The organism is Candidatus Syntrophosphaera thermopropionivorans (genome assembly GCF_004353895.1).
In the GTDB taxonomy this organism is placed as follows: domain Bacteria; phylum Cloacimonadota; class Cloacimonadia; order Cloacimonadales; family Cloacimonadaceae; genus Syntrophosphaera; species Syntrophosphaera thermopropionivorans.
Map to the genome: position 1 here is coordinate 1 of NZ_SMOG01000049.1, position 1958 is coordinate 1958.

2 protein-coding genes are annotated in these 1958 nt (G+C 36.7%); both read right to left on the bottom strand.

Annotation, left to right across the window (positions count from 1 at the left end; genetic code table 11):
• Nucleotides 1–439 (bottom strand): rod shape-determining protein (locus tag E0946_RS07120; protein WP_207930833.1); only part of this gene is annotated, 439 nt, incomplete at its 3' end.
• Nucleotides 440–690: 251 nt separating this feature from the next.
• Nucleotides 691–1958, bottom strand: a 1268-nt coding sequence (locus E0946_RS07125) for a glucose-6-phosphate isomerase (protein ID WP_133201772.1), incomplete at its 5' end; no start/stop codon positions are given.

The following is a 1958-nucleotide window of genomic DNA, read 5'->3' on the forward strand; positions in this document are numbered from 1 at the left end:
CTCCTATAGCAGCAGCAACGGGTTCAGAAACCAGATAAACTTCACGAGCTCCAGCGTGAAGAGCACTATCTCTTACGGCTCTTTTTTCTACTTCTGTTATACCCGATGGAACGCATACAATAACCCGAGGACGTACTAATAAACGCTTCTTTTGGGCTCGCAAGATTAAATCGCGCAACATCAATTCTGTCACTTGGAAATCTGCAATAACTCCATCTTTCATCGGTTTAATGACTTTCACTTCATCCGGATTCTTACCCAGCATCACTTTGGCTTGTTGACCTATGGCTATAATTCTCTTATTATCACTTGATACTGCAACCACTGATGGTTCATTAATGACCACACCAGCATTCTTTTTATACACCAATGTGTTAGCTGTTCCTAAGTCTATGGCAATATCATTCGCTTTCATTCCCAGTATCCCAAAAAATGACATTTAAACCCCTTTATTTGAAAAGTGGTGGTAAACATTCACAATTCACTTAATTCAATATTATTTAAATTACTTTGATTTTAACTTTATCTACGATGTCAAGGAAAAAGGGTAATTTAGCTGCATTTGCGAAAATAAAATCCCCTTCTTCTTGTTAAGTTGGGAAAATCTCTTTGGTCATTCATACCTCAGTATAACCTTAATATCTGTTAATTAAAGCTTTAAGATAAAGACACTATGAGCTTAAAATACGCTTACTTCTTTCCCAATTTCTGTAAATATTGCTGGATTTCTTCCCGCTCCTTATCATAACCTGGTTTTCCCATTAGGGCATAAGTGGCTTTTTTACCTGCTTCAACTCCAGGTTGGTCCAGTGGATTTATATGCAATAGTTTTCCGGTAAATACAGTTTGAATTTCATACATCATAATGAATTCTCCCAGATGGAACTCATCAATTTGAGGGAAGATAATATTTGCATTGGGACGTTTGGCTTTTGTTAGGGCAATTTCAGTGGCAAGTCTTTCTGCATTAAGTAATTCAGAAAGTTTATGATCTCCCAGATAACTAACATCTTCACTTTCAGGATGGAGATTGGGAATAACATAATCATGCTGGAAATTTAAGACAGTTAAAAAAGTTATAACCTTATCATAAGGACCTTCCGTGTATAGCTGAATTTGAGAATGCTGGTCGGTTGCACCTAAAGCCTTAACTGGAGTTTGACCAACCAGAATTTCTCGCCCTTTAAGGTCATAGCGTTTACCTAAACTTTCTGCCCAAAGTTGACGGTACCAATCTGCTAGGTCATAAAGTGAATTGGAATAGGGCATCATCACAGCTATGTTTTTCCCTTCTCGGAAATATAGATAGTGCAATAGTCCATTTAAATAAGCGGGATTATCATATATATTAGTTAAATCAGCACAACGATTCCGCATAGAAGCTGCACCCTGTAATAGCTTCTGAATGTCAATTTTAGCAAAAGCAGAAGAAACCAGTCCTACATCACTAAGTACCGAAAAACGTCCCCCTACATTATCAGGAACCACAAAAGAGGGATAATGTTCCTCATTACACAGCTTGCGTAAAAATCCTTTATCCTTATCCGTGGTAATGATTAATCGGTTTTTATAATCATCAGGATAGCGTTTTTTGAGTATATCCGTAATAATCAAATAAGCAGCCATAGTTTCTGCAGTAGTTCCACTTTTAGAAATAACATTAAAGATAGTGGTATCAAGATTAATTTGGTCTAAAATTTCAAAGAGGAAAACGGGGTCTACATTATCATAAACAAAAAGCTTTTTATCTAAATTGCGTTCAGTTTTAAGAGCAGAATATAGTGCTTTATTACCCAGAGCAGAACCACCAATACCCAGTACTACCATAGTATCAAATTTAGGGTCAAGAGATTCCATAAAATTCAGGATATGACTAACATCTCGTTCAGGAAGGTCATAAAAACCTAAAATACCGGCTTGACGGTCAGCTTGAATTTCTTCATTAGCCAGTTTGCAAG